This is a genomic window from Bacteroides sp. D55t1_190419_B8 (assembly GCF_015558905.1).
Taxonomy (GTDB): Bacteria; Bacteroidota; Bacteroidia; order Bacteroidales; family Bacteroidaceae; genus Bacteroides; species Bacteroides vicugnae.
On sequence record NZ_JADMOU010000048.1, the window covers coordinates 20,614 to 29,142 of the forward strand.

Below are 8,529 nucleotides of genomic sequence, written 5' to 3' on the forward strand. Positions count from 1 at the left end.
GTATTATGAAAAAAATAAAATATACATTATTAGTGTTGTTGATAGGAGCTATGCAGTCTTGCGGTTATTTGGACTTGAGTCCGGTAGACTCCTACGGTATCAGTAATTACTGGAGTACCAAAGATCAGGCGGAACGCTTTGTGCGTGGCTTGCATTATCGTGTCCGTGAGCGTCAGGAAGTATTGTTCAAGATGGGTGAACTTAGAGGCGGGACTTTTTACGGCTCAAACTCTTCTTTGTTTAATCAGACTATTAGCGATGTGCCGGCTGTGACAAACAATCTTACTGAAGCTAATTATGTGATAAACAACTGGGGCAATTTCTATATGGACATTATGCAGATTAACCATGCCATCCAGTCCGTCCCCGGCAGTTCTGCCTTGAATGAAACAGAAAAGAACTATTATATGGGCGTGTTACACGGATTGAGAAGTTTTTATTACTTTCATCTATTCCGTACCTATGGCGGAGTTCCTCTGATTGAAACAGCACGCGTGATGGATGGTAGCTTTACTCCTTCCGACTTGAATCAGCCGCGGGCCAAGGAAGAAGAAGTCTATGATTTCCTTGTAAAGGACATCAAGGCATCGGAAGATTATTTCGCAGATGACGCATTTACCATCAATTCTACAGACAAAAGTTCTTATTGGAGCAAGGCGGCAACAAAAATGTTGAGAGCCGAAATCCTGTTGTGGGGATGTAAAGTAAAACCTATTGGCGGTACAAGCGTCTACTCAAAAAATATATCGGCCGATTTGGCAGCAGCCAAGCAAGCGTTGCAGGATATCATTGATTGCGGCAAGTATGGCTTTGCTTCCAAGACCAGCTTTGAGGACGTTTTTGATGTAACGAAGAAAGATAACAAAGAAATGATATTCGTTATCCGCTATATGCTGAATGAGAAAGAAAACTTCTTCAGCAAGTTCATGTATCCTACCAATACCAATCTGGTCGGTTTTGAAAATGCGGACGGTGTAGAGTACAAAGGTGACAATGTGAACCCATTGAAACTGAATGGTACTGCATCCAACTACCAGTATGCGAAAGATTTTTTTGATACATTCAGTGAAAACGATATCCGTCGTAGCGCCACTTTCTTTGATGTATATAAGGTAGACGGAGGAGCGGCAGCCATACTCTTGAATAAATATAAAGGGGAGTTGGACAATGACATACGCAAGTTTACAAACGACTGGCCTGTCTATCGCTATGCGGATTTGCAGTTACTACTGGCCGAAATTGTGGCATTGCAGGGAGGTGATCCTGCCGCTTACATCAATAGTGTCCGTGAGCGTGCATACGGTTCCGCTTATGCTGCCAATAAATACCCCCGTAGTGGTGAAACAGCGGAAGATGCAATTCTGGAAGAACGCTCCAAAGAGTTTGTAGGTGAAGGTAAGCGTTGGTATGACATTCGCCGTATGAAGAATGGAGAGTTGGCTAAGGCTCTTCAGATTAGCGTTTCGGGCGATCTTGTCGAGAAGCACTTGTTGTGGCCAGTAGATGCTACGGTAATGTCGAAAGACCCGTTGGTTAAGCAGACACCGGGTTACTAATCCGCCTGTCGGATTCATATCATTCATTAAAATTTAGATTATACAAAGATGAAAAAACAATATATATTTCCAGTCTTAGGATTTTGTGCAGCGTTTCTTGTCACTGCATGCAGTGACGATGACTATGCCCAGACGGATTTTACGCGTCCGGCGGGAGGAAATCAGATCTTCCTCAGTTGCCAGTCACAGTTGGGTGATAACAAGACAGTTTGGGCGGCAGATAGTAAAATTGGTTTCTTCTGCGAACAGACAAAAACAGTCAATCTTGTTGTGGGAGTTGCAGCTCCTTATGTGGGACAGACCGAGGGAATGTTCTACACACAGGTAGTGTGGGGCAAAGAAACGGGAGAACACACTTTCTATGCTTACATTCCTTATAATAAGGATAATACGTCAGCGAAAGCAGTGGCCGGAGTTTTGAGTAACTCGCAATTACAGTCGGGCACATCAAACGCTCATTTGACGAACACTGCCTTGATGTATGCGACGGCTAAGTCTGCTGAGGTGGAAACTGCTGTTCCGATGACCTTTAGACATGCATTGGGATATTTAGACATCAGTTGTAAGACATCGGTCAAGTATGTCGGTTGGAAAGTGAAGTCCATCGAGTTTTCTACGGAGGATGGCATTGCTTTGGCGGGTGATTATAAATTTGACCTTACTACCGGTCAGTTTGCTATAGCCGATGGCTCTTCAAAAATAGAGTTGAGAGTAGACAATGCTCCGGCACTCGTTGCGAACGGAGTATTTCACGGATATATGTCTATGAATCCTGTGGACTTGTCAGCGAAACAATGTAACGTAAAGGTAGCGATTGAAAAAGCAGGGGAGGACGATCTTAGCCTGACAGGCAGGATTGCTTCTGTCAATATACTTGCAGGTGACATTAACACATTGAATTTGGAACTGGACAATCTGACTGCCGCACTTTTGGAAGACTTATCCATTGATTTGAGTGCAACGGAAACGGCAAACTGCTATGTGGCAGGAAAGGCAGGGCAGGAATATCGCTTTAAGGCTACCGTTATGGGTAATGGAACGATTACTCCGGCAGTAGAAGGTGATGATACAAAGAAAGGTATCACTCCTTCGCCGTTAGCTCCTGCATCGGCTTCAATTCTTTGGCAAAGCGAAAGAAGCCTGATATCCGGTGTGAAACTGAAAAATGATTATATCTATTTTACCTTGAACGGTTCGGAAGAAACGGCGTTAAAGGCAGGTAATGCGGTTATTGCCGCTTATGATGGCGCAGGAACGATTGTATGGAGTTGGCATATTTGGGTTACAGATGTGGATTTGGATACTAAAGTGCAAACGTATACTGTGCATGCAGATTATAACACATACCCCACTTTTCAGTCACCTGTGATGATGGATCGTAACTTGGGTGCAACGGATGACAAGCTGTGGTCGGCAGCTACTGATCCTAAAGGTTCGCATGGTTTGTTCTATCAATGGGGGCGTAAAGACCCGATTATCGGCCCGAGTGATGATGCGGCAAATGCACACGCCACAGTTTATGATAAGGATAATGAGGTTGTAAGTTGGGACTTTACAGTTACAACATTGATTTCAAGAGAAGATATAGCCAAATATCCGATGAAATATATTAAGGGAGATAATTGGTTGAATGAAGACGCTTATGATTTATGGGGAAATTCAACAGTGTATGCTACTAGCGGTGGAGACGGCTCTACCGGTTCAAAGTCAATCTATGATCCATGTCCGCCGGGCTATCGTGTTCCTCATCCTTATGTGTGGAGTGGATTTACATCGACAGTCAGCGGTGGCAATCATAAAACTGGTGCTGTGACTACCAGTGCTTCAGGTGATATAACGAAACAGGGTGGCGTTACTTTTGCAAATGGCGGAACGGCTATTTATCCTAGTACCGGTTTTATCAATAACGGAGCATTGCAGCGGGTAGCTCCTGCAGGTAATGGATGCATCAGTCTATGGAGCAATGCCGCAACTAAAAAAGACTTCGGGGCACAGTTCTATTACGATGCTACGAATTGTAATACACCTAAAGGAAATAAGCGTACATTTGGTTTTGGTGTTCGTTGCATGAGAGACAATACTGCCAACTAGACACTTACTTTTCATTTCCATAAATCCTTGGCATGTTTTTGAAGAATCATGCCAAGGAGTCTTTGTACGCTCGGCATGAGCATTATCTAACGGGTGTAAGTCCCGAGTAAGCCCTAATAGCGGGAATTACATAGCCTATGGCAATGGTGTCCATTGCGAGTTGGAATCAGAAGGAAGTCGGCAGCAAACATCTGACCTGACGAACAGAAACTTTATATAAGGCATTTGACTGGGGGTAAGGTTGCAAAGCGAACCAAAGCCCTATAGCTATTCGGAACGGTTGGTGTAAATGAAGCAGGTATAAGATGGAAAGATAATGCCCTTATCCGAGGAGGTCTCACGGACTAGTTTTTTTTACGAAATGTACGGAGTAAAGCTTGCCGTGAGAAGTCAGCAGAAGTTATAGTAGTGGAGTTATCAAAGAGATAGGACGGAATCCGAATGGTATGAGGGGGTGCAGACTTTCATGTGGATGACCGAAGACAACATCGTGGAAGTACCATTCGACAAGGAACATCTGTTTGAACTTATTCTTAGTCCCTCTAATCTGAATAAAGCCTATAAAGCAGTAGTCAGCAATAAAGGGTGTGGCGGTATCGACAAGATGTCATGCGAATAACTGTTTCCATGGCTTTTGGCTAATAAGGATGAGCTTATAATTTCCTTGTAAAACGGGACATATCGTCCCAATCCTGTCCGCAGGGTTGAAATCCCTAAGGATAATGGCAAGAAACGCCTTTTGGGTATTCCTACCGTGGTAGACCGACTGGTACAACAAGCCATACACCAAGTTCTGACACCAATTTACGAGCGTCAGTTCTCCATGACAAGTTATGGGTTCCGTCCGAAAAGGGGCTGCCATGACGCACTACGAAGAGCGCAGAAGATAGTGGATGCGGGCTACAGATATGTAGTTGACCTTGATCTAGAGCGTTTCTTTGATACAGTCAGCCATAGCAAGCTGAGAGAAATACTCAGCCACACTATAAAGGATGGAAGGGTTGTGAGCCAAGACCAGAGTGACAAATCTAAAGAAATGCGGTGTCCTTGACTGGCAGGCGTATCAATGGGGTAACACTCGACTCGGGTATTGGCGTGTAGCACTCAGCCGTCTGCTTACATTCGCAATGTCTAACGATAAGTTGCGCAGAGCAGGTTATGCTAGCCTAATGGATTATTATCTCGAATGGTACCCAAAATAGGAACCGCCGTATGCGGAACCGCATGTACGGTGGTGGTGTGCTATGTAGAGTTTTCTTAAACTCATAACTGACATTTAGATGGAAGCAGACCTTCCACTATCGGTAAATAGGTATCGGTAGTAAACCGGCAAGTGCTGCTGTATCTGAAAAGATATTGTAGTGAACGACTTGTTAAAAGGCTATATAAAAAAATAGTCAGGTAGGCAGACAAAAGATGAACGGAAGTGAACCGCTGATGAAGCATCGAAATGTGCGTTAGACTACATCAGAACTTGGTTTTCACCACAAACCTTGGATAAGAATAAGAGATACCTATACTGCTGCTTATTCGATGTACGGTGTTAAGGCGGCATGATTTGTCTGTAGGCTAACTGTCGGAACATAGGAACCTGCTTTAGAATGTCAAAGGAAAATACACAAGTGGAAGAAACACAAGGTAGAAATACTGATGTCTGATGCAGGGGCGGATTACCTCGTAGTAGTGAAGAACTCTCTGTAATGGAGATGGAGCGAAGGGGGTAACTTATTCAAGCGAAATTGTATTGTACAACTTAAATTCCATTAAGGATGACACAAAAGCAAGGAGCAAAACCATTCGATATTGACCGATGGAAACTATATTACGCATACAAGCGTGTGAATCAAAATCGAGGTGGTTCAGGTGTTGACAACGTCACACTTGAAAAGTATAACAGTAATTTGAAAAGAAACTTATACAAACTATGGAATCGTATGAGTTCAGGGAGTTATGTTCCTAAACCTGTCAGACTGGTTCAGATGCCGAAGCCTGCAGGAGGAACGAGACCATTGGGTATCCCTACAGTGGAAGACAGGATTGCACAGATGCTTGTTGTTGAAATGATAGAACCTGAAATCGAGAAGATATTTCATGAAGATTCCTATGGTTATCGTCCCGACCGTTCTGCTCATGATGCACTTGGACGTGCAAGAGAGAGATGCTGGAAATATGCGTGGGTTTTGGATATGGACATCAGCAAATTCTTTGATACGATAGACCATCAGTTATTGATGAAAGCCGTAAAGCTTCATGTAAAAGAAAGATGGATAATATTATATATAGAAAGATGGCTCAAAGTCCCATATCAGAATGCAGACAAAAGTCTGATTGAAAGGACCTGCGGTGTACCCCAAGGTAGTGTTATAGGACCGATTCTTGCAAATCTCTTTCTGCATTACAGTTTTGACAGATGGATGCAGATACATCATCCTGAAATCCCTTTTGAGAGATATGCGGATGATACTGTATGTCATTGTCACAGTAAACAGGAAGCTGAATCCCTGTATGAAGAACTAATAATTAGGTTTAAGTCATGCAAATTAAGCCTGAATGAAGAGAAAACAAAGATAGTATATTGCAAATCAAGTAGAAGAAATGAAAATCACTCTAATGTTACTTTTGATTTTCTCGGTCATACATTTCGACCATGTAAAACCATTCATAAAAGCTCCCGTAAAGCTTTTACAGGTTTCCAACCAAGAATAAGTATGAAGGCAACAACAAAAATCAGAGCTACCATGCGCTCATGGAATCTTAAGTCAAAATCTCATACTCCGCTGGACTGCATAGCTCAAATGGTTAACCCCATACTTCGAGGATGGGCAAATTATTATGGTAAATATGGTGGAAAATCTTTTCAAAAATTACTTCGGTACTTCGATTTATTACTTGCAAAATGGGCAAAAGCTAAATATAAAACCTTTAGACGCAAGCCCATGTACGTAATATTGAAATGGCTTGGGAACATTGCAGAAAGGGATGCTATTTTCTATCATTGGCAAATAGGTCTCAAACCAGCCAAAGGTACGATAAAGTTATAAGGTTGAATAAGAAGAGCCGTGTGATAGGAGACTATCACGCACGGTTCTGTGAGAGATTTAAGGTGGAACTCCTTTTATCTACTCGACTGAGAGGTCGGAAATCGAGTAGGAAGAAAACTACTTCGTTTTCCTCCTACTCGATTTCAGTATAAAGGATGATAAGATAACTTTTATAATACAGGCATTACAATGAAAAAGAACATAATAGCTGTTTTGTTATTACTATTGGTGCATGCCAACAGTCTTGCTCAAATTCCTGATGTGACAGGAAGCGAACATACTATCATTCAATCAGAAAGACAAGACGGACGATTCCTGAGTACCTATGGAGTTGTCCATGCAATGCTCGCGAACATAAAACCGGAATGTGCATTTCAGCCGGATATGACTGCCGAAGAATTCCGTGAATGGCAGCATAAAGTACGGAAGTCAATGCAGGAAATCATGAAATTTCCCGAAGTGAAAGATATGCCGTCGCCTAAACGGCTGTACAGCAAACAACGTGACGGTTACAAACTGGAGAAATGGGAATTTTATCCTTTGTCCCAATGTGTATCCACCTTTTTAGTCCTGATACCCGATTCTTTACAGCGGCCTGTTCCCGCCATTCTATGTATCCCCGGTTCAGGTGGTAGTAAAGAAGGGCTGGCGGGAGAACCGGGAGTTGCTCCGAAACTGAATGATGATTATCAGAATCCCAAGGTAACAATGGCACGCAACTTTGCGAAGGCGGGCTATGTAGCAGTAGCCGTAGACAATCCGGCAGCCGGTGAATCCTCGGATTTGGAACGCTATGCACGCGGAAGGAATTATAACTATGATTTAGTGTCACGCATCTTATTGGAATTGGGGTGGAGTTATCTCGGATATACTTCTTATCTTGATATGCAAGTTCTTCAATGGATGAAAACGCAGTCCTATATCCGTAAAGACCGGATTATTGTAAGCGGTTTTTCTTTGGGGACAGAACCTTTGATTGTATTAGGGACACTGGATACATCCATCTACGCCTTTGTTTATAATGATTTTCTGTGTCATACACAAGAACGGGCATTGGTTATGACTGCTCCAGACAAGACGGGTATACGACCTTTTCCAAATTCTATCCGCCATTTGATACCGGACTTCTGGCGTAAATTTAATTTCCCGGATATTGTAGCCTCTTTGGCTCCCCGTCCTGTTATATTAACGGAAGGCGGACTGGATCGCGATTTGGATTTAGTACGTGCCGCTTATAAGATGACCGGACGTTTGGAGAATGTCGAGATACATCATTATCCAAAATACGCTGATCCGCATAATCGAACAGACATAAAGGCACTGCCGGAAGGGCTCGATAGGAATGAGTTTTATAAACTGGTGAATGTGGACGGGGCCAATCATTATTTTAAGTCGGAGTTGATACTTCCTTGGTTGAAAAAACATCTTGAATAGATTGTGATATCTATCACTAAGGTAATAAAATATCTATCATACTATCATTCATTTTTATATTGTTCTCATTATTAAAACAATACATACGATAGATACATTTATCAAAAGGTATCTATCATTATTTCTCCAGTAAAAACAGGGTATCTATCATTAATAAAACAGTCTAATGGAAGGAGAAAAAGCATAAAATGGCTTGTTTTTGTTGAAATGAATCCATATAAAGCGGATTATAATGGCTTAATAACCCGATTTGAGTGGCGCTAAGTTTATAGCCCACGGTTGTGTGCTGTAGAGCCTGCATATGTGGGCTGTATGGTTTACATATGTGTGCAGGGCAGACGCATTATATTTTTTACTATCCCACTCCTGTTTTTATTCTATTTATATGATTGATTATTAACTTATTA

4 protein-coding genes and 1 pseudogene are annotated in these 8,529 nt (G+C 42.3%); all 5 read left to right on the plus strand.

Annotation, left to right across the window (positions count from 1 at the left end):
- The first annotated feature begins 5 nt into the window (after nt 1-5).
- The 5 genes and pseudogenes from I2I13_RS23475 to I2I13_RS23495 all read left to right on the plus strand — a co-directional run bounded on the left by I2I13_RS23475 (nt 6) and on the right by I2I13_RS23495 (nt 8,122).
- Complete coding sequence (locus tag I2I13_RS23475) at nt 6-1,556, plus strand: RagB/SusD family nutrient uptake outer membrane protein (RefSeq protein WP_009039366.1); 1,551 nt, start codon at nt 6-8, stop codon at nt 1,554-1,556.
- Between the two features lie 48 nt (nt 1,557-1,604).
- Nucleotides 1,605-3,647 carry a fimbrillin family protein gene (locus tag I2I13_RS23480; RefSeq protein ID WP_149945415.1) on the plus strand — a complete coding sequence of 681 codons (2,043 nt, stop codon included), beginning with the start codon at nt 1,605-1,607 and terminating at the stop codon, nt 3,645-3,647.
- A 418-nt stretch (nt 3,648-4,065) separates the two neighbouring features.
- Nucleotides 4,066-4,656 (plus strand): annotated as a pseudogene (locus I2I13_RS24750) (reverse transcriptase domain-containing protein); the annotation flags it as partial.
- Nucleotides 4,657-5,416: 760 nt separating this feature from the next.
- Nucleotides 5,417-6,688 carry a group II intron reverse transcriptase/maturase gene (ltrA, locus tag I2I13_RS23490; RefSeq protein ID WP_195650685.1) on the plus strand — a complete coding sequence of 424 codons (1,272 nt, stop codon included), beginning with the start codon at nt 5,417-5,419 and terminating at the stop codon, nt 6,686-6,688.
- A gap of 189 nt (nt 6,689-6,877) precedes the next feature.
- Nucleotides 6,878-8,122 carry an alpha/beta hydrolase family protein gene (locus I2I13_RS23495; RefSeq protein WP_099147238.1) on the plus strand — a complete coding sequence of 415 codons (1,245 nt, stop codon included), beginning with the start codon at nt 6,878-6,880 and terminating at the stop codon, nt 8,120-8,122.
- The last annotated feature ends 407 nt before the right edge of the window (nt 8,123-8,529 follow it).

Bases quoted from the DNA above. Each gene is read 5' to 3' on its own strand.
- ltrA (WP_195650685.1), top strand. From the start codon at position 5,417: ATGACACAAAAGCAAGGAGCAAAACCATTCGATATTGACCGATGGAAA.
- I2I13_RS23475 (WP_009039366.1), top strand. From the start codon at position 6: ATGAAAAAAATAAAATATACATTATTAGTGTTGTTGATAGGAGCTATG.
- I2I13_RS23480 (WP_149945415.1), top strand. From the start codon at position 1,605: ATGAAAAAACAATATATATTTCCAGTCTTAGGATTTTGTGCAGCGTTT.
- I2I13_RS23495 (WP_099147238.1), top strand. From the start codon at position 6,878: ATGAAAAAGAACATAATAGCTGTTTTGTTATTACTATTGGTGCATGCC.